An 18,727-nucleotide genomic window follows, 5' to 3' on the forward strand; every position below is an offset into this window, starting at 1 on the left:
GATTGCCGAAGCGGCGCCCGAGCCAGACGCCGAAACTGAGCGCCCGGCGCTGAGCGCGAGGCCGGTTCGGGCCATTCGCCTCGGGAGAAGGCAGCAACCGCCATCTTGCTGTTGTTCGGACAGGCCGCCGGCTTTCGTTCCGGACCTGTCCGGCAGGTCAGTAGAGCGGCGATGGCCAAAGACGGCAGGTGATCCCGGTCCTATGGTGGAATGATTGCCGCCTAGATAGATCACCCAACTGCCTCCTACTTGCGCTACCCGGGCCTCCCGGACGTGCACGAGCAAACCGAACACGTGAGGGCCGAGCAGGGATCGTCCCGCATACGCCTCTTGGACGCATTCCGGACGACTGCTTGGGACACGGGCTCCACCGATAGATGGGGCGCCGGACGAACCTTCGGGAAAGCGACCCAATGCTGTGCCGTTCAGTACCCGCTGTCAGACACCAGCACGAAATGCCCGGGCGAGACCTCTTCGAACACGGTCTCGGCAGGCTCGAAGCCCACCGGGTGGATCGGTGAGGGGATCGGTTTGAAGTTCAGGTCCTTCTCGGACTTGCGACGGCGCGGGTCGGCAACGGGAACCGCCTTCATCAGCGCCCGCGTGTAGGGGTGGCGCGGATCCTCGAAGACTGCCGCGCGCGGGCCGATCTCGACGATGCGGCCAAGGTACATGACCCCGACACGGTGCGAGACGCGTTCGACCACTGCCATGTCGTGGCTGATAAACAGATAGGACAGGCCAAGATCCGCCTGCAATTCCATCATCAGGTTCACCACCTGCGCCTGCACGCTCACGTCCAGCGCCGACACCGCCTCGTCCGCGACGATGAGCTTGGGCGTCAGGGCAAGCGCGCGGGCGATGGCGACCCGCTGGCGCTGGCCGCCCGACAGCTCGTGCGGGAAGCGTTTCATGAAGCTGCGCGGCAGCTCGACCCGGTCGAACAGCATCGCAACCCGGTCCATCATGCCGGACCCCTTGTGCGTTTCGTAATTGCGCATGGGCTCGGCCACCTGGTCGGCCAGCGTCATCTGCGGATTGAGCGAGGCGAACGGATCCTGGAAGATCATCTGCATCTCGGACCGCTTGTCCCGCAGCGCCCCCGGCCCGAGGCCAAGCACGTCCGTCCCGCCCAGATCCACCCTGCCCCGCAGCGGCTCCACCAGCCGCAGCACCGAGCGCCCGCAGGTCGACTTGCCGCAGCCCGATTCCCCCACGAGGCTCAGGGTCTGGCCCTTGTTGATGGTAAAACTAACATCCTCGACCGCGTGGACGTTGGCCACGGTGCGCCGGAAGAAGCCGCCCTTGACCGGGAAGCGCGTGGTCAGGTTCTCGACGGTCAACAGCGTCTCATTCGATCCGGGGATCGGCGCGATGGTCTGATCGGGGCGGCCGAACAGCTTCATCGGCTCGGGCAGCGGCTTGCCCTGCATCTCGCCAAGGCGCGGCACCGCGGCCAGAAGCGCCTTGGTGTAGGGATGCTGCGGGCGCTCGAAGATCTCTTCGACGGTGCCTTCCTCGACCTTGTTGCCGCGGAACATGACCACCACGCGGTCGGCCATCTGCGCCACCACCGCCATGTCATGGGTGATGAACATCACCGCTGTGCCGGTTTCACGCTTGAGCCGGTCCATCAGGGCGAGGATCTCGGCCTGGATCGTCACGTCAAGCGCGGTGGTCGGCTCGTCCGCGATCAGCAGGCGCGGCTTGCAGGCCAGCGCCATGGCGATCACCACCCGCTGGCGCATGCCGCCCGACAGCTCGTGCGGGTACTGCTTCAGCCGCCGCTCCGGTTCGGGGATGCGCACCTGGCGCAGCAGGTCTAGCGCCTCGGCATTGGCGGCCTCGCGGCTCATGCCACGGTGGACGCGCAGGCCCTCGGACAGCTGGCGGCCCACGGTGAAGACCGGGTTGAGCGCGGTCATCGGCTCCTGGAAAATCATGCCGATCTCGTTGCCGCGAATGTCGCGCATGACCTTCTGGGACTGGGTGGCCAGATCGACCTCGCCGCCATCCTTGCGGTCGAACAGCAGCCTTCCCCGCGCGATGTTGCCGCCCCCGAATTCGATCAGCCGCATCAGCGACAGCGACGACACCGACTTGCCCGACCCGCTTTCGCCCACCACGCAGACCGTCTCGCCGGGCCGGATGTCGAAGCTCAGGTCCTCGACCCCGGCGACAGGCCCCTGACGGGTTTCGAACTCGACCCGCAGGCGGTCGATGCGGGCGATGGGTTCGGCAGCGGTCTGCCCCGGTGCGGTGTCGAGCATGCTGTCTCCTGCGTATCGCCCGGAGGTGACCTTGCGTCACACGCCCGGAGCGGACCAAGGCCGAAAGGCCGCTCATGGCGGCCTGAAAGCCAATTGTCCGCAAACGCTACGGGCAGGGTTTAGGCGTTGTCAAACCCCACCCCCGGTTTCCGCAAAGGCAACGCTTGCTTTTTTCGCGGCGTCTGTTTTCGATTAGGCACGACGGGTCGGACCACGGCCCCGGGGGCACGCACAAAAGCAAGAGCCAAACGGTTCAAACCACAAGGGAGCGCCCCGGGACCCCGATTCCCGGCAATAACGATAAATCCGGTCCAGCGTGGCCGGAGCCCAACAAGGAGAGACACATGACGTTGAAAACCCTGCTGATGGGAGCCGTCGCCACGTCCGCGCTGGCACCCGCCGCCTTCGCGGAGCGCGGCGAGGACGGCCACGTCAACATCATCTACTGGCAGGCGCCGTCGATCATGACCCCCTACCTGTCGAGCGGCACCAAGGACATCGAGGCGGCCAGCCTCGTGCTCGAGCCGCTGGGCCGCTACGACGAGACCGGCGCGCTGGTGCCCTACCTTGCCGAAGAGATCCCCACCGTGGAGAACGGCGGCGTCTCCGAGGACCTGACCACCATTACCTGGAAGATCAAGGAAGGCATGGTGTGGTCCGACGGTAGCCCCATGACCTCGGCGGATGTGAAGTTCACCGCTGACTATTGCATGGACCCCGAGGGGGGCTGCGCGCAGCTGGCCAAGTTCGACCACATCAGCAGCATCGAAACGCCCGATGATCTGACCGTCGTGGTCAACTTCGACAAGCCGATGCCCAACCCCTACGGCCCCTTCATGGGCGGCCAGTCCCCGATTCTGCAAAAAGCGCAATTCGAGGAGTGCACCGGCGCTGCGGCATCGACCTGCACCGAGGCGAACTTCTACCCCATCGGCACCGGCCCCTTCGTGGTGGACGAGTTCAAACCCAACGACGTGATCTCGCTGTCGGCCAACCCCAACTACCGTGACCCGGCCAAGCCCGCCTTCGCCACCGCGACCCTCAAGGGCGGCGGTGATGCGGAATCGGCGGCCCGCGCGGTGCTCCAGACCGGCGAATTCGACTACGCCTGGAACCTGCAACTGGCGCCCGACGTCCTTTCCTCCATGGCAGAGGCCGGTGCTGGCGTGCCGGTGTCGGCCTTCGGCACGCTGGTGGAACGGCTCGAGATGAACATGACCGACCCGTCGCCGGACCTGCCGGAAGGCGAGCGGTCCACCGTCGCGCATCCCCACCCGATCCTGTCGGACATGAAGGTGCGCCAGGCGCTGTCCATGGCCATCGACCGCGACCTGCTGGTCGAGGTGGGCTACGGCCAGGCCGGCCGCGCCACCTGCAACCTCGTGCCCGCGCCCGCGCTTTACGCGTCGCCCAACGAAGACTGCCTGACACAGGACGTCGAAGGCGCCAAGGCGCTGCTCGCGGAAGCGGGTTGGACTGACACCGATGGTGACGGCATCGTGGACAAGGACGGTGAGCCGCTCTCGCTGCTGTTCCAGTCCTCGACCAACGCCGTGCGCCAGGACTTCCAGGCGCTGATCAAGCAGTGGTGGAACGAAATCGGTGTCGAAACCGAACTGCGCAACATCGACAGCTCGGTGTTCTTCGGTGGCGATCCTGGCTCGCCCGACACGTTCCAGAAGTTCTACGCGGACGTGGAAATGTACGCCAACAACTTCGACGGCACCGATCCGCAGAGCTACCTGCAGATGTACCGCTGCGGCAACGAGCCGAAGCCGTCCAGCCAATGGCAGGGCGAGAACATCAACCGCTTCTGCAACGAAGAGTACGATGCCCTTCTCGATGAGCTGGCCGCCACCGGCGAGCTGGAGAAGCGCGGCGAGATCGCCAAGCGCCTCAACGAGATGCTGACCAAGGACAGCTACACCATCGTTCCGCTGGTGGACCGTGGCCGTGTCTCGGCGCATTCCAACACCCTCGGCGGCGTTGTCCTGAACACCTGGGACTCAGAGCTGTGGAACGCGGCCGACTGGTACCGCGTGGAGTGATGGCCTAAACCCCGGCGCGTCCCCATCGCGGGGGCGCGCCGTTTGCCCCGAGCCCCAAAGGGCCCCTGGGGCCGCCATCGTCTCATAAGACCAAGACCAGCCCGGAGACCCCGCCAGATGCTGACTTTCGCCGTCCGACGGCTCGTGCTTTCGGTCCCGACGCTGCTGTTCATCAGCTTCGTGATCTTCATGCTTTTGCAACTCGCCCCCGGCGATCCCATGGCGCAGGTGCCCCTGACGGTGCCGCCCGAAGTGAAACAGAAGATGCGCGAGGCCCTTGGCGTGGGGGAACCCGCGCTCGTGCAATACTGGAAATGGTTGGTGCAGGTGTTCTGGACCGAGCCTAAGGTGTTCATCGACTGGCTGACCCGGGACAGTTTCCTGCTGGGCTGGCTGCCGGACACCCAGCTTTATCAGGGCGAGCTGCGGGTGATCTCGTGGCAGACCCGGTCGCCGGTGATGGACATCGTGCTGCAGCGCATTCCCCAGACGCTCTGGGTTGTAGGGCTGTCCTATGTGGTGGGGGTGCTCATCGCCCTGCCCATCGGCGTCTATTCCGCCTACCGGCAATATTCCGTCTTCGATCAGGCGGGCACCTTCGTGACCATGGTGGGCTTTTCGATCCCGCCGTTTTTCACAGGGCCACTGCTGATCGTGGTGTTTTCCGTCTACCTCGGCTGGTTCCCGTCGATCTATGACACCACCCATGTGGTGAACGACTGGGACAGCTTTATGGTGCAGCTGCGCCAGATGGTGATGCCGGTGATGGTGCTGGCACTGCAGACCACGGCGCAGCTGTCGCGGTACATGCGCGCATCGATGCTCGACAACCTCGGGCAGGATTACGTGCGCACCGCCCGGGCCAAGGGCCTGAGCGAGGGCATCGTCGTCATGGTCCACGTGCTGCGCAACTCGATGATCCCAGTGGTCACGGTGATCGCCCTCGGCGTCCCGGCGATCTTCGGCGGCGCGATCATCACCGAGAATGTCTTCAAGGTGAACGGCATTGGACAGCTGCTGCTGACCGCGCTTTTCGCCAACGATCTGCCGATGGTGATGACGCTGACCTTCATCTTCGCCTTCCTGATCGTGCTCTTCAACCTGATCGCCGACGTGCTCTACGGCCTGCTCGACCCGAGGATCCGCTATGACTGACAGCCCGCAGGACGATCTGATCGTAGCCGCAGGCGCAGACCTGCCCATCGAAGCGCTGAAGGACACCGTCCCCGACACCCCGCCCGTGTCGAAATGGAGCGCAATCTGGTCCCAGTTCCGCAAGCACAAGGGCGCCATGACCGGCGCGTTCTTCTTGGCGATCATCACGCTGGGAGTGCTTCTGGGGCCCTACCTGTGGACACTCGATCCGCAGACGCTGGACATCCGGGCCAAGGACATGCGCCCCATCTATACCGCGCTGTGGAACGCCGAGGCCAAAACCGGCTGGTCGCATCCGCTCGGCACAGACCAGCTGGGGCGCGACAACCTTTCGCAACTAATCGCAGGGGGGCGCGCGTCCATGGCGGTGGGCTGGGCGGCGATGCTGCTGTCGCTGCTGATCGGCACCGCCGTGGGCGTCATGGCGGGATATTTCCGCAAGCTTGACGGGCCGCTGATGCGCCTAACGGACCTGTTTCTCAGCCTGCCGATCCTGCCGCTGCTGCTGGTGGCGGTGACGCTGTTCCGTCAACCGCTGCGCGCCAACTTCGGTCCCGAGGGCGGCATGTTCGTGCTCATCGTCGCCGTCGTGGGCATCACCTCGTGGATGCCCACCGCCCGCATCGTGCGCGGCGACATCCTTGCCATCAAGGAACGTGAGTTCGTGCTGGCGGCGCGGTCCATCGGCACCCGTTCGTCGCTGATCATCCGGCGGCACCTGCTGCCCAACGTGCTGTCGCCGATCATGGTCTCTGCGACGCTGGGCCTTGCCACCGCGATCATCACCGAATCCGCGCTGAGCTTCCTTGGCGTCGGCTTTCCGTCAGACTTCCCCACCTGGGGCAAGATGCTGGCGGATGCGGTCGCCCGGATGGAGGATTTCCCCGAACGGGTGGTGCTGCCGGGGGTTGCGATCTCGCTGACCGTGCTGGGGGTGAACTACCTTGGCGACGGTCTGCGCGATGCGCTTGATCCACGCCTGCGGGGACGCTGAGGGACCACAGCCGCTGTTTCGGGGCTCCGGGTCCAGAGGCGTCTCGCTGCTGCCAAGTTTGAAAGGAATAGCGTCTCAGGCGTGTTCCTTGGCCACAGGGCCTCGGGCAAACCAATGCCGCGACATGCTCGCGCCGAGAAACTTACACGGCGCGAGCACCTCCACCGAAACCTCCCGGCTCGCAACATCGGCAAGCGCCCTCTTTTCCTCGACGGCAATGGCTTCCGGCCGATCCGGCAACACGAGGGCCTGCCACTTCGTCTTGGCGTGAGGCAGGCGGCGGCTTCAATCAAAGGATCCCGCGCGGTAGGCGCGACAGGCCTCGGAGGGCTGGTGGGAGATGCCGCAGACCAGAGTATCGGCCTCGCGCCGACGCTCGGCACGATAGCCGCAGGGCATAGTCAAGTCGCGGCGGCCATCAGGGGTCGTCATGACCTCGGCGGAACTGGCGCGGGGACATCCTCGGGCAGCAGGGCGAAGCAGGTCTCGTGCGTGACGAAACAGTAGTTGCCGCAGCGTACGCAATCACGGACGCGGTCCATCATGTGGGTGTTCCGAAAGACGCCCGTGCCGGAAAAATCGTGTTTGCTCACGCGCGCAGCGGCGCAATTGTCGCCTGCCAACCACACCGGCAAGATGGGAAAGAGTGGGATCGACCGGCGACGGCATTGTATGCCCGCCGGCCCATTGCCCCGGCGTTACTGCCCTTCACGCGGGGCCATGCTTCCCAGTGACAGGACCGGACCTTCCGGAGCGCCCGAGGGCGAGCCACCCTCGGCCTCTTCGGAAATCGCGACCGCCGCGCCGCCGTAAAGCTGCTCGGCAAGGTTGCCGGAGACCGGGATCTCGGTCAGACCGCCGCCTCGGTCCACGAGGCCGATGGACACCGGCGCCGCATCCGCATCGGCAATCATCCAGACTTCCAGAGACCGGCCCTCGGGATAATCGCCCGCGTCCCAGCGCACCATGAAGGTCCCGCTGTCAGGAGAGTAATGCGCCAGCAGTTCGATGCCACGCGAGGGCGTGTCGAGATCTGCCCAGAGGTGCGGTGCGTCCGAGCGCCCGATGAGGCCCGAGAACATCGCCATCCACGCGATGGCGGCCGCGGCCACGGCCCCAAGTAGATAGGGCAACAGCGAGCTCCAGAACGGATTGCGATCACGGCCGAAAAGCTCGAGCTCGGCGCGGCGCAGCACCTGGGGCGGAGCATCAACCGGCTCGATGGCGTCGGTGAAGCTGCAGAAATAATCCTCCCAGGCCTCCACATCCTGCCGCAGGTCACGATCGTGCGCCAACCGCTGTTCGAATGCCGCCCGCTCATCCCCTTCGAGCAGCCCGAGCACATACTCGGCTGCCGAGGCGTCCCAGCCCCCGGGCAGATCGGTGTCTTCGGCCCCGCTCATCGGCTCAGGCACTCCCTTAGTTGCATCAGGCTGCGGCGCAGCCATGTGCGTACGGTGTTCAGTTTGACGCCGGTGGCGTCCGAGAGCTCGGCATAGCTTGCGCCTTCAAGATATGCACGCCGAACCATCTCGGCGCGTTCCGGGGGCAGCTCGGCGATGCAGCCATGCAGCAAGCCCGCCTCCGAACGCGCCTGCATCTGCTGCGCCGGTCCCGGTGCGGGATCGGCAAGCAGGTCGGCAGCCTCGATCGGCGCGGCCTTGCGGCGCTCTTGCGCGTCGCGCTTGCGGCGGCGGTCCACGGCGGCGTTGCGGGCCAGCGTGATAAGCCATGTCATGGGGGAAAACCCGTTGACCCGGTATTGCCCGGCCCTAGCCCATATCTTGCAGAATACGTCCTGCAGCGCTTCCTCTGCCATTGCCCTGTCATCCAAGACACGCAGGCAGATGCCAAAGAGTTTCGCCGAGGTCCGCTCATAAAGCGCACGGAAGGCGGCACGGTCTCCCATCGCGACGCGCGCGATGAGGTCTTCGATTTCGGCACGGGGGTCGATCACGTGTGTCAGGCTCTGCTCGCGGGCTTTGTGTTTTCATGAGCCTAGCGCGCAGGCGGCCCTTGGGCAAACCCTAACACGGCACTTTGCCCGCACTTGCCCTTGCCGAAGATATGAGGCACCACAAGTCCGACAGTAATCACGACCATTGCAAGACCGACATCCGGGGGCACGACATGAGCGATATCGACATCAATGCGAAACCGACCGAGGAAATCCAGGTTCGCGAGGTGTTCGGCATCGACACCGACATGGTGGTGCACGGCTTCCCCGACCGCACCGACCGGGTGCCGGAGCTCGACAGCACCTACAAGTTCGATCCCGACACCACGCTGGCCATCCTCGCGGGCTTCCGCAACAACCGCCGGGTGATGATCCAAGGCTACCACGGCACCGGCAAGTCGACCCACATCGAACAGGTGGCCGCTCGGCTCAACTGGCCGTCGGTGCGGGTGAACCTCGACAGCCACATCAGCCGGATCGACCTCATCGGCAAGGACGCGATCAAGCTGATCGACGGCAAGCAGACCACCCAGTTCCAGGAAGGCATCCTGCCCTGGGCGCTGCGTAACCCCTGTGCCATCGTCTTTGACGAATACGACGCGGGCCGCGCCGACGTAATGTTCGTGATCCAGCGCGTTCTGGAGACCGATGGCAAGCTCACTCTGCTCGACCAGAACCAGGTGCTGACGCCGCACAAGTACTTCCGCATCTTCGCCACGGCGAACACGGTCGGCCTTGGCGACACCACCGGCCTCTACCACGGCACTCAGCAGATCAACCAGGGCCAGATGGACCGCTGGTCGCTGGTGGCGACGCTGAACTATCTCAGCATCGACGCCGAGACCAACATCGTTCTCAGCAAGGCGCCGCATTACAACAACGAGAAGGGCCGCAAGACCATCCGCCAGATGGTCACCGTGGCGGACTTCACCCGCCGAGCCTTCATGAACGGCGAGCTGTCGACGGTGATGTCGCCCCGGACCGTGATCGCATGGGCGCAGAACTCCGAGATCTTCCGCGACGTCGGCTATGCGTTCCGCCTGTCCTTCCTCAACAAGTGCGACGAGCTCGAGCGCCAGACCGTGGCCGAGTTCTACCAGCGCTGCTTCGACGAGGAACTGCCCGAAAGCGCGGCCAGCCTGTCGATCGTCTGAGGCGATCTATTCCTGAAATCCTCGAAGGGCGCCCGATGCGGCGCCCTTTTTTCTTGAGTTCCACCCGCTTGGACCAAGGTATGTAAAATCCGCAGCACTTCGGGCGGCGCAACGTCCCGCATGGTTACCGCCTGTAAAGACTGCGGGCGCAGACTGAGCCCATGCCTGTTGCGCAGCCCCATATCCTTCCGGCCTGCCGTGCCGCCGCCCTGACACTGCTGCTGGGCGCGGGATTTGCGGCAGCGGCCCCACCGCGCCTGTCGGACGGAGAACGGGCCGAGGTTGCCCATGCGGTCTGTGCAGGACGGCTCGCGGCGCAGATCGAGCAGGCCATCGCGTCGGGCGATCCGGTGATCGAGCCGCTTGCCCTCCGCCGCGACTGGCACGAGGCGCTCTATCGCTCGTTGCCGTCAACCCTCAGACCCACGGACCTGTTGAACCAGCGGATGCGCTCCAGACGCCAGTTCCGCGCCCTGCTCCGCACCACCCGCCACAAGGACGAGCGGCGCGCCGGCATGGCGCGCCTCACCCTTTCACAGCAGCTTGACACATGTCACGCACTACTCACCCGCTGAGGATCGCCACCCTTCTGGCGGACCTGATCGCGCCGGCCCATGCCTCCGTGCCCGCGGGGACCAGCACCGAACGGATGCGCCTGTTTGCCACCTGCGCCGGGCGAGTGGCGGCCAGAATCGAACATGACTGGCTTTTGGCGCGTGGCAGCGATCCCGTCCGAACCCGGTTGCGGCGCGATCTCGACGCGCTGATCGAGGCGCTGCTGCCGATCACCTTGGCGCAGGGCCTCGACGGGGCGCGCGCGCTGCACTTGCGTCTGTCCGCCAAGGTGGCGCAGGCGGTACTTCTGCAGCAGGCCGATCTTGGGCCGGACAACACCCACGCGGAGCGGGCGCGCCGGTTGGCGCACGGCCAGCTGTCGACCTGCCAAGCGTTGCTGCCGGGCTGAGACCACAGCTGCGCGCCGCCAAGTTAACATTTGCCCCTTGCCAATCGCCCGCCGGAGCGCGACATCTGTGGCATGGCGCGTAAAGATGACAACCCCGCAGATCCCTTCAAGAAGGCGCTGGCCGAGGCCACCAAGGTCATGGCCGACGACCACGAGCTTACGGTGAACTATACCGTGGACCCGTCCGGTGTATCCGGCGACATCATGCGCCTGCCGCAGGTGTCCCGCCGCCTCACCCGGGACGAGGTTCTGCTGGCGCGCGGCACTGCCGATGCGCTGGCGCTGCACCGCCGCTATCACGACGCGGGCACCCATGCCCGCTACGCGCCCCCGGGCGACATGGCGCGCGAGCTTTACGAGGCGATGGAAACCGCCCGCTGCGAGGCGATGGGCGCCCGCGACATGCCCGGCACCGCCGGCAACGTCGACGCCAAGATCGGCCACGAGGCCGCCCGCCGTGGCTACGGCCAGATCACTCAGGCCGCCGAGGCGCCTCTGCCGGTCGCCGCAGGCTATCTTATCCGTCATCTTGCCACCGGGCGCGACCTTCCGAAGGACGCCGCCCATGTCATGGAACTCTGGCGCGGCTTCATCGAAGACCAGGCGGGCGGTACGCTCGATGGTCTCGAGGAGACGCTGTCCGACCAGGCCTCTTTCGCGAAATTCGCGCGGCGGATGATCACCGACCTCGGCTATGGCGACCAGCTTGGCGAAGATCCCGACCAGATCGACGACGAGGAACAGGACGACGCCCAGTCCGAGGACAGCGAAGAGCAGGACCAGCCCGACAGCACCGGGCAGGACGACGACCAGCAGGACGAAGCCGAAGCCTCGCCCGAGCAGAGCCAGGAAGATATGCAGGACGCCAGCCAGGCGCAGGTCTCTGCCGACGACATGGCCGACCAGGAGCTGGGCGAAGAGACCGAGATGCCCGACGGCGACGCGCCGATGGAACCGCCAAGCCCTGCCCCGGTGTCCGACGCGGACCCCGACTACAAGGTCTTCGACGGCACCCATGACGAGGAAATCGCCGCCGAGGAACTGGCCGAACCTGCGGAACTGGAACGCCTGCGCGCCTATCTCGATCAACAGCTCGACCCGCTCAAGGGCGCTGTGTCGCGGCTGGCCAACAAGCTTCAGCGCCGCCTTCAGGCGCAGCAGAACCGGAGCTGGGAGTTCGACCTCGAGGAGGGCATCCTCGATGCGGGTCGGCTTGCGCGGGTGGTGGCCAACCCCACCACGCCGCTGTCCTTCAAGATCGAGAAGGACACCGAATTCCGCGATACAGTGGTGACGCTGCTGCTGGACAACTCCGGCTCCATGCGGGGCCGCCCCATTTCCATCGCGGCGATCTGTGCCGATGTTCTGGCGCGCACCCTTGAGCGGTGTTCGGTTAAGGTCGAGATCCTCGGCTTCACCACCCGCGCCTGGAAAGGCGGCGCGGCCCGCGAGAAGTGGCTGGCCGAGGGGCGCGAACAGCAGCCCGGGCGTCTCAACGATCTGCGCCACATCGTCTACAAGCGCGCCGATGCGCCGTGGCGGCGGGTTCGCGACAATCTCGGGCTCATGATGAAGGAAGGCCTTCTGAAGGAGAACATCGACGGTGAGGCGCTGGAATGGGCGCACCGCCGCATGGCGGGCCGTCCCGAGGCGCGCAAGATCCTCATGGTGATCTCGGACGGCGCGCCGGTGGATGACAGCACCCTGTCGGTGAACCCGGCCAACTACCTCGAGAAGCACCTGCGCGATGTCATCGCCATGGTCGAGCGTCGCAAGCAGGTCGAACTTCTGGCCATCGGCATCGGTCATGACGTGACCCGCTACTACGACCGCGCGGTGACGATTACCGACGTGGAGCAGCTTGCCGGTGCGATGACCGAGCAGCTTGCGGCGCTGTTCGACAGCGATCCGCGGGCACGGGCGCGATTCTCCGGCATCCGCCGCGCTGGCTGAGACGGCGCAGGGGGGCTCTGCCCCCCGCGCTTCGCGCTCCCCCGGCGTATTTTCCAAGAGAAGAAGGGGCCACCTGCGCCTTTGCCCTGACGCCGTGCAGTGATGCCGCGGCGGCGGCAAAAGCGGCCTGGCGGCCTTGCGCCCGGGGGCGGTTTGCAAGACAGATGTGGAACCGGCCTCCTTGCGTTTCGGATGGGCCGGAGTGACATCGACAGGGACAGATCCATGAAACACCTCCTGACCGCCACGGCGCTTGCCGCCCTGCTTGGAACCGGCGCAAGCGCCCAGACCGTGCTGACCGTGGCCAACTGGCTGCCGCCGTCGCATCCGCTGGTGTCGGAGCTGATCGTCCCCATGACCGAGGACATCGCCGAGGCCACAGGCGGCGCGGTCACCGCGCAGATCCTGCCCGCACCGCTTGGACCGCCGGGGGCGCATTTCGACTTTGCCGTCAACGGCGTGGCCGACATCACCTTCGGCGTCCAAGGCTACAACCCCGGCCGGTTCAAGACCACCAACATCGTCGAGCTTCCCTTCCTTGGTGACAGCGCCGAAAACGTGTCGGTCGCTTACTGGAACGTCTTCGACGAGATGCTGCGCGACGCGGGCGAATACGATGACGTGAAGGTCCTCGCGGTGTTCAGCCACGGGCCGGGCGAGGTCTTCCTCAAGGAGGGCGACGTTTCCGCCCCGGACGTGCTGGACGGCGTGAAACTGCGCGTCGGCGGCGGCATCGTGCACGAGGTGGTGAGCACGCTTGGCGCGGTGCCCGTGGAAGGCCCGTCGTCGAAATCCTACGAACTGCTCAGCCAGGGCGTCGCGGACGGCATCCTCTTTCCTTACGAATCCGTCAACTTCTTCAAGCTGATCCCGCAGCTGAACGAGGCCATTTCCGTGCCCGGCGGGCTTTACAACACCTCGTTCTATATCGTCATGAACAAGGCCAAGTGGGAGAGCCTGTCCCCCGAACAGCAAACCGCCATCGACGAGGTCACCGGCGAGGCGCTCGCGCGCAAGGCCGGTCAGATGTGGGATGCCGCCGATGCCGCAGGCATGGCGGCGATGGAGGGCGAGATTGCCATCACCCCCGCGACCGAGGCTCAGCTGACCGCCTGGCAGGAGGCGCTGTCTCCGCTGGTTCAGGCCAAGCTTGACGAAGCCGCCGAGACCGGCATCGACGCCGAGGCTGCCTATGAAGCGCTGAAGACAGGCATCGCGGCGGAAGCGGCCGAGTAATGCAAGGCGGCGGAACGGACCGCGCCCCGAGCCGGGGCGCGGAGATGCTGCGCACGACGCTCGCGGTGTTGGGCGGTGTGCTGCTGCTGTCGCTCATGGGGCTGACGGTAGTCGACGTGATCGGGCGCTATCTGTTCAACGCGCCACTCATGGGCGCCACGGAACTCACTGAGCTGCTGCTCGCCGCGGTGGTGTTCCTCGGCCTGCCTGCGGTGGCGCTGGCGGACGAACACGTGACCGTGGATCTTGCCGTGGACCGCATGCCCAAAGCGGTGCACCCATGGCGGCTGGCGCTGACCGGCATCGGCTCGGGCGTGGTGCTGGGCATCGTCGCCTGGCGGGTCTGGGTCTATGCGGGCCAGATAGGCGGTTACGGCGGTACCACGAGCACCCTGCGCCTGCCCATCGCCCCGCTTGGATATTTCTGCGCCGTCTGCACCGGCATCGGCGCCGCCATCACCGCAGCGCTGCCGCTGCTTGCCCTCAAGGAGCGCTGAGCCATGGTCCAGTGGCCCGTGGGCATGGCGATCCTCGCCGCCCTGCTGTTTCTCGGTGTCCCGATCTCCATCGCGCTTGCGGGCGTGGGGCTGGCCGGGGTTGCCTCGATCATCGGTCTGACTCCGGCGCTGTCACTGCTGGGCTCTGCCTTCTTCGACAATGGCCGGGATTATTCCCTCTCGGTGCTGCCGCTGTTTCTGATGATGGGCAATTTCGTCGTCCAGTCAGGCATCGCGACCGAGCTTTACAATTCCGCCTACGCCTGGCTGCGTCACCGCAAGGGCGGGCTGGCGATGGCCACCGTGGTGGCCTGCGGCGCGTTCAGCTCGGTCTGTGGGTCCTCCATGGCGACGGCGGCGACCATGACGCGCATCGCCCTGCCCTCCATGCGACGCTTCGGCTACCCCGATGCGCTGTCCACCGCCTCGATTGCAGCTGGTGGCACTCTGGGCATCCTGATCCCGCCATCGGTCATCCTGGTGTTCTATGGCATCCTCACCCAGCAGGACATCGGCAGACTGTTCCTCGCCGGCATCATCCCGGGCCTCATTGGCATCATCGGCTACGCCATCGCCGTGCGGCTCACCATCGCCTTCGGCGGCATCACCCTGCCCACCGAACCCAAACTGCCCCTTAAGGACCGCATCCATGCTTTGAAAGGCACCGCAGGGGCGCTCGTCCTTTTCACCTTCGTGATGGGCGGGATCTACCTCGGCGTCTTCACCCCCACCGAAAGTGCCGGCATGGGTGCGGGCGGCGCGCTGCTTCTGGTGCTGCTCTCGGGGCGGTTCAGCCGCAGCACCATGGTGGCCGTGCTCTACGATACGATGAAGACCACCTCGATGATGTTCTTCATCCTTTTCGGAGCGCTAACCTTCACCAATTATGTGAACATGTCCGGCATGACGCAGGACATCCAGACCTTCCTGCAGACCTTCGGCGACACGCCGATGACCACGATCCTCGTGATCCTGTGCATCTACCTCGTGCTGGGCTGCCTGCTGGAAAGCCTGTCGATGATCATGCTCACGGTGCCGGTGTTCTATCCCATCGTAGCCGCTCAGGGAATCGATCTCATCTGGTTCGGCATCTTCGTCGTCATGGTGACCGAGATCAGCTACATCACGCCCCCCGTCGGCATGAACGCCTTCGTGCTGAGATCGGTGGTCAAGGACGTGCCCCTGGGCACCATCTTCCGTGGCCTTGTCCCCTTCGTCGCCATGGACGTGCTGCGGGTCGCCCTGCTCACCGCGTTCCCGGGGATCGTGCTCCTGCTCACCTGAGCACCTCGCCCCCGTTTCCTTTGACTTCAAATATCCCGGGGGTCCGGGGGCAGAGCCCCCGCGCCGCGCGAAGCGCGGCCACCCCACGGATCATCAGGGCACAAGCTTGCCTGGGTTCATCAGCCCCTTCGGATCAAGCGCGGCCTTTATCTGCCCCATGACGTCCCAGCCCTCACCATGCTCTGCGCGCATGAAGGCGGTTTTGCCCATACCGACGCCATGTTCGCCGGTGCAGGTCCCCCCAAGGGCCAAGGCCCGTTCGGCCATGCGGTCCGACAGGCGCTTGGCCTCCTCAAGTTCCGCCGGCTGGTCAGGGTCGATCAGCAGGATGGCGTGGAAGTTGCCGTCCCCGACATGCCCCAGGATCGGCCCCGGCACCATGCTCGCGGCGATGTCCGCCTGCGTCTCCTCGACCGCCTGAGCCAGTTTCGAGATCGGCACGCACATGTCGGTCACCACCGCTCGCGCGCCCTTCCGGGACGCAAGGACCGCGTAATAGCCGTTGTGCCGAAGCGCCCAGAGCGCCCGGCGCTCCTCCTCGCGGGACGACCAGCGGAACGGCGAGGCGCCATGATCGGCCACGATCTCTGCAAAGCGCTCCGCATCCTGCGCGACACTCTCGGGCGAGCCGTGGAATTCCACCAGCAGGTGCGGTGCATCGGCCATGGCCATCCCCGAATAGTCCTTGAAGGCCCGCGCCGTGGCGCTGTCGACGAACTCGATCCGGGCCATGGGAATGCCCATCTGGATGGTCTCCATGACGGCGGTCACCGCGGACTGCATGTCGCCGAAGGCACAGATGCCGGCGCTCGTCGCCTCAGGCACCCCATGCAGGCGCAGCGTCAGCTCGGTCACAAGGCCAAGCGTGCCCTCCGAGCCGACCATCAGGCCGGTCAGATCATACCCCGCCGCAGACTTGCGCGCGCGGGTGCCGGTGCGGATCACCCGCCCGTCGGCAAGCACCACCTGCATCCCCAGCACGTTGTCGCGCATAGTCCCATAGCGCACGGTGGTGGTGCCGCTGGCCCGGGTCATCGCCATGCCGCCAAGCGACGCGTTCGCGCCGGGATCGACCGGAAAGAACAGGCCAGTGGCCCGCAGCTCTTCGTTCAGGGCCTCGCGGGTGACACCGGGCTGGACGGTCACGTCCATGTCGGCGGGCCGCACCTCGAGCACGCGGTTCATGCGGCTGAAATCGACGACCACGCCGCCCCGCACCGCAAGCCCGTGCCCCTCGAGCGAGGTTCCGGCCCCCCAGCCCACCATCGGGCAGTCATGCTCGGCGCAGATCCTGACCAGCGCCTGCACCTCTTCGGTGCTGGCGGGATAGGCCACCGCATCGGGCGGCCTGGCCGGAAAATAGGATTCCGACCGCCCATGCAGATCCAGTTCAGACTTGGACCGGGCGAGCCGTTCGCCTAGGAGAGAAGAAAGAGCGTCGAGGGCCGTTTGCACCGACATGAAGGTTCCTCCGGTAGTACCGGAGCGGACCTTAGCGGCAGCGACGGGCCAGCGAAAGCCAAAGGGGACAAGAGCGATGTTGCGGGCACTGAGCCGCCAGTTCGCGGAGATGGGCAGCAGCGCGGCGCAGGGCTGGGATCTGCTGCGGCACAAGGCACCGGGTCAGGTAACCTTCTGGCTCATCGCCCTCGTGGTCGGCATCGCCTCGGGCACCGCCGCGGTGATCTTCCGATTTGCCATCAACCGCCTGCAGGCCGCGCTGTACGGCACAGAAGACGTGAGCACCCTTGCCACCTTCGCGAGCACCCTGCCTTGGGTCTGGGTGCTGCTGATCCCGGTCTGTGGCGGGCTGGTGGTGGGCCTCATCGTGCAGTTCATGACGCCGGACGGACGCGTTCGCTCGGTCTCGGACGTCATCGAGGGGGCGGCGCTCAACGATGGCCGGGTCGAGAAGAAGGCGGGCCTTGCCTCCATGCTGTGCTCGTGGATCACCCTGTCCACGGGCGGCTCTACCGGGCGCGAGGGGCCGGTGGTGCACATCGCCTCGATGATTTCGAGCTGGGTGTCGAACCTGCTGAGGGTCGACGGCATCACTGGGCGCGATCTTCTGGGCTGCGCCGTGGCCGCCGCCGTTTCGGCCAGCTTCAACGCCCCCATCGCCGGTGCGCTCTTCGGGCTCGAGGTGGTGCTGCGCCACTTCGCCCTGCACGCCTTTGCCCCCATCGTAGTCGCGAGCGCCGCCGGAACGGTGGTCAACCGGCTGGCTTTCGGGGACGTGACCGAATTCCTGCTGCCCGGCACCACGACGGTGGAGTTCTACCTCGAGCTGCCCGCCTTCTTCCTCATGGGCCTTGTCTGTGGTCTGGTGGCGGTGGCCATGATGCGGGCGATCTTCTGGGCCGATGACCTCGGCACGTCGCTGCAGCGGCGCATGTCTCTGCCGCATTTCCTGCGCCCTGCCGTGGCCGGGCTGATGCTGGGGGTCATCGCTATCGCATTCCCGCACATCATCGGCGTCGGGTACGAGACCACCTCGCGCGCCCTGAGCGGTGCACTGGGTCTGCGCGAGGTGCTGATATTCGCGGTCGTCAAGGTGGCCGCCGTATCGATCACCATGGCGGGGCGCATGGGGGGCGGCGTATTCTCACCCTCGCTGATGGTGGGGGCGCTGACCGGGCTGGCCTTCGGCCATATCGCCACCGGGCTTTTCCCCGACCAGAGCAGCGCCTTCACACTCTACGCCCTTGCTGGCATGGGCGCGGTTGCGGCGGCGGTGCTCGGCGCGCCGATTTCGACCACGCTCATCGTGTTTGAACTGACGGGGGACTGGCAGACCGGCCTTGCGGTGATGGTGTCGGTGTCCATGTCCACGGCGCTGGCCTCGCGCCTCGTGCACCGCAGTTTCTTCCTCAGCCAGATCGAACGGCGCAACGTCCATCTTGCCGCCGGCCCGCAGGCCTACCTGCTGGCGATGTTCCGGGTGGCCGGGGTGATGCGCAAGCCGGGCGATCCGGGCGCGGCGGACGAGGAAGCCTGCCTTGGCATGATCGAACAGGGCCTCTGGGTCCAGACCTCGGCCACGCTGGAAACCGCCCTGCCGCGTTTCGACAAGTCCGGCGTCGCCTACCTGCCGGTGGTGACTCTCGAGGGAGATGACCAGACCCCGGTTCTGCAGGGGGCACTTTTCCACGTGGACGCGCTCAAGGCCTATAACCGCGCCCTTGCTGCCACCGCCGCCGAAGAGCATTCATGAT

Annotated in this window: 15 protein-coding genes; 11 read left to right on the top strand and 4 right to left on the bottom strand. The window is 65.9% G+C overall.

Going from position 1 to position 18,727, the window contains the following annotated elements; all coding sequences use genetic code 11:
* Positions 1-425: 425 nt before the first annotated feature.
* Positions 426-2,270 carry an ABC transporter ATP-binding protein gene (locus IEX41_RS13455; RefSeq protein WP_188790770.1) on the bottom strand — a complete coding sequence of 615 codons (1,845 nt, stop codon included), beginning with the start codon at positions 2,268-2,270 and terminating at the stop codon, positions 426-428.
* A gap of 344 nt (positions 2,271-2,614) precedes the next feature.
* Between IEX41_RS13455 and IEX41_RS13460 the strand changes: the two genes are divergently transcribed.
* The 3 genes from IEX41_RS13460 (at position 2,615) to IEX41_RS13470 (ending at position 6,467) form a co-directional block, all read left to right on the top strand.
* On the top strand, positions 2,615-4,318 hold the full coding sequence (locus IEX41_RS13460) for a peptide ABC transporter substrate-binding protein (protein ID WP_188790771.1): 1,704 nt from the start codon (positions 2,615-2,617) through the stop codon (positions 4,316-4,318).
* A gap of 117 nt (positions 4,319-4,435) precedes the next feature.
* Positions 4,436-5,473, top strand: a complete 1,038-nt coding sequence (locus IEX41_RS13465) for an ABC transporter permease (RefSeq protein ID WP_188790772.1) — start codon at positions 4,436-4,438, stop codon at positions 5,471-5,473.
* Positions 5,466-6,467 carry an ABC transporter permease gene (locus IEX41_RS13470; RefSeq protein WP_188790773.1) on the top strand — a complete coding sequence of 334 codons (1,002 nt, stop codon included), beginning with the start codon at positions 5,466-5,468 and terminating at the stop codon, positions 6,465-6,467. Before IEX41_RS13465 ends, IEX41_RS13470 begins: the two co-directional genes overlap by 8 nt.
* 698 nt (positions 6,468-7,165) lie before the next feature.
* On the opposite strand, the gene IEX41_RS13475 is transcribed toward IEX41_RS13470, so the two are convergent.
* Complete coding sequence (locus tag IEX41_RS13475; protein ID WP_188790774.1) at positions 7,166-7,870, bottom strand: anti-sigma factor; 705 nt, start codon at positions 7,868-7,870, stop codon at positions 7,166-7,168.
* Positions 7,867-8,424 (bottom strand): sigma-70 family RNA polymerase sigma factor, encoded by a 558-nt coding sequence (locus IEX41_RS13480; RefSeq protein ID WP_229673215.1) that lies wholly within the window; start codon positions 8,422-8,424, stop codon positions 7,867-7,869. The genes IEX41_RS13475 and IEX41_RS13480 overlap by 4 nt, the downstream gene beginning before the upstream one ends.
* Positions 8,425-8,597: 173 nt before the next feature.
* On the opposite strand from IEX41_RS13480, the gene cobS reads away from it, so the two are divergent.
* The 7 genes from cobS to IEX41_RS13515 all read left to right on the top strand — a co-directional run bounded on the left by cobS (position 8,598) and on the right by IEX41_RS13515 (position 15,512).
* Positions 8,598-9,578: a cobaltochelatase subunit CobS gene (cobS, locus tag IEX41_RS13485; RefSeq protein WP_188790775.1), complete on the top strand. Its 981-nt coding sequence runs from the start codon at positions 8,598-8,600 to the stop codon at positions 9,576-9,578.
* A 161-nt stretch (positions 9,579-9,739) separates the two neighbouring features.
* The gene (locus IEX41_RS13490; protein WP_188790776.1) at positions 9,740-10,153 is read left to right on the top strand and encodes a hypothetical protein; all 414 of its coding nucleotides are present in this window, start codon (positions 9,740-9,742) and stop codon (positions 10,151-10,153) included.
* The gene (locus tag IEX41_RS13495) at positions 10,129-10,542 is read left to right on the top strand and encodes a hypothetical protein (RefSeq protein ID WP_188790777.1); all 414 of its coding nucleotides are present in this window, start codon (positions 10,129-10,131) and stop codon (positions 10,540-10,542) included. Before IEX41_RS13490 ends, IEX41_RS13495 begins: the two co-directional genes overlap by 25 nt.
* Before the next feature lie 72 nt (positions 10,543-10,614).
* Positions 10,615-12,495 carry a cobaltochelatase subunit CobT gene (cobT, locus tag IEX41_RS13500; protein ID WP_188790778.1) on the top strand — a complete coding sequence of 627 codons (1,881 nt, stop codon included), beginning with the start codon at positions 10,615-10,617 and terminating at the stop codon, positions 12,493-12,495.
* Positions 12,496-12,720: 225 nt separating this feature from the next.
* The gene (locus IEX41_RS13505; RefSeq protein WP_188790779.1) at positions 12,721-13,731 is read left to right on the top strand and encodes a TRAP transporter substrate-binding protein; all 1,011 of its coding nucleotides are present in this window, start codon (positions 12,721-12,723) and stop codon (positions 13,729-13,731) included.
* Between the two features lie 44 nt (positions 13,732-13,775).
* The gene (locus IEX41_RS13510; protein ID WP_229673217.1) at positions 13,776-14,228 is read left to right on the top strand and encodes a TRAP transporter small permease; all 453 of its coding nucleotides are present in this window, start codon (positions 13,776-13,778) and stop codon (positions 14,226-14,228) included.
* A 3-nt stretch (positions 14,229-14,231) separates the two neighbouring features.
* A complete protein-coding gene (locus IEX41_RS13515) occupies positions 14,232-15,512 on the top strand; it encodes a TRAP transporter large permease (protein WP_188790781.1) in 1,281 nt (426 codons plus the stop codon).
* Between the two features lie 93 nt (positions 15,513-15,605).
* Here the strand turns inward: IEX41_RS13515 and IEX41_RS13520 are convergent, their stop codons facing one another.
* Entirely contained in the window at positions 15,606-16,973 is a 1,368-nt protein-coding gene (locus IEX41_RS13520; protein ID WP_188790782.1) for an FAD-binding oxidoreductase, read from the bottom strand.
* A 76-nt stretch (positions 16,974-17,049) separates the two neighbouring features.
* Between IEX41_RS13520 and IEX41_RS13525 the strand changes: the two genes are divergently transcribed.
* Positions 17,050-18,726: a chloride channel protein gene (locus IEX41_RS13525; protein WP_188790783.1), complete on the top strand. Its 1,677-nt coding sequence runs from the start codon at positions 17,050-17,052 to the stop codon at positions 18,724-18,726.
* Position 18,727 lies beyond the last annotated feature (1 nt).

This window comes from Salipiger pallidus (assembly GCF_014643635.1).
GTDB lineage: Bacteria > Pseudomonadota > Alphaproteobacteria > Rhodobacterales > Rhodobacteraceae > Salipiger > Salipiger pallidus.

Bases quoted from the DNA above. Each gene is read 5' to 3' on its own strand.
- IEX41_RS13455 (WP_188790770.1), bottom strand. From the start codon at position 2,270: ATGCTCGACACCGCACCGGGGCAGACCGCTGCCGAACCCATCGCCCGC.
- IEX41_RS13460 (WP_188790771.1), top strand. From the start codon at position 2,615: ATGACGTTGAAAACCCTGCTGATGGGAGCCGTCGCCACGTCCGCGCTG.
- IEX41_RS13465 (WP_188790772.1), top strand. From the start codon at position 4,436: ATGCTGACTTTCGCCGTCCGACGGCTCGTGCTTTCGGTCCCGACGCTG.
- IEX41_RS13470 (WP_188790773.1), top strand. From the start codon at position 5,466: ATGACTGACAGCCCGCAGGACGATCTGATCGTAGCCGCAGGCGCAGAC.
- IEX41_RS13475 (WP_188790774.1), bottom strand. From the start codon at position 7,870: ATGAGCGGGGCCGAAGACACCGATCTGCCCGGGGGCTGGGACGCCTCG.
- cobS (WP_188790775.1), top strand. From the start codon at position 8,598: ATGAGCGATATCGACATCAATGCGAAACCGACCGAGGAAATCCAGGTT.
- IEX41_RS13490 (WP_188790776.1), top strand. From the start codon at position 9,740: ATGCCTGTTGCGCAGCCCCATATCCTTCCGGCCTGCCGTGCCGCCGCC.
- IEX41_RS13495 (WP_188790777.1), top strand. From the start codon at position 10,129: ATGTCACGCACTACTCACCCGCTGAGGATCGCCACCCTTCTGGCGGAC.
- cobT (WP_188790778.1), top strand. From the start codon at position 10,615: ATGGCGCGTAAAGATGACAACCCCGCAGATCCCTTCAAGAAGGCGCTG.
- IEX41_RS13505 (WP_188790779.1), top strand. From the start codon at position 12,721: ATGAAACACCTCCTGACCGCCACGGCGCTTGCCGCCCTGCTTGGAACC.
- IEX41_RS13510 (WP_229673217.1), top strand. From the start codon at position 13,776: ATGCTGCGCACGACGCTCGCGGTGTTGGGCGGTGTGCTGCTGCTGTCG.
- IEX41_RS13515 (WP_188790781.1), top strand. From the start codon at position 14,232: ATGGTCCAGTGGCCCGTGGGCATGGCGATCCTCGCCGCCCTGCTGTTT.
- IEX41_RS13520 (WP_188790782.1), bottom strand. From the start codon at position 16,973: ATGTCGGTGCAAACGGCCCTCGACGCTCTTTCTTCTCTCCTAGGCGAA.
- IEX41_RS13525 (WP_188790783.1), top strand. From the start codon at position 17,050: ATGTTGCGGGCACTGAGCCGCCAGTTCGCGGAGATGGGCAGCAGCGCG.